General features: G+C 62.3%; 1 protein-coding gene. It reads right to left on the reverse strand.

Annotated elements, in window-relative coordinates; translation table 11 throughout:
• Positions 1-300, reverse strand: a 300-nt coding sequence (locus GV790_RS29725; RefSeq protein ID WP_218586500.1) for a phage tail tip lysozyme, incomplete at both ends; no start/stop codon positions are given.

Here is a 300-nt window from a genome sequence, read left to right on the forward strand (position 1 = left end):
TGCCCATGCTGGCCGCGATATTGTCCGCGTTGGCGATCCGTTGTCCTCGCAGTGAGCGGTCGCTTCGTTCGTAGTACTCATCGAATACCGCCGCCGCAGCGCCCGGCGTATCTGTGGCCTGCAACCTGCGATATGCAGCGGATTCCTCGCCGCGCAGCTCATGCATCATGAAGTCGACCTGAGTCTTCCAATCACCGACCGGCTTGCCCTGCGCCGCGGCGAAGGCTTCGAGATTCTGACGCCGTCCACCGAGCCATTGGCACAACCCATACGCACCTTCTTTCGGGTTGTAGGCCCCGG

Source organism: Nocardia cyriacigeorgica (genome assembly GCF_010858045.1).
In the GTDB taxonomy this organism is placed as follows: domain Bacteria; phylum Actinomycetota; class Actinomycetes; order Mycobacteriales; family Mycobacteriaceae; genus Nocardia; species Nocardia cyriacigeorgica_E.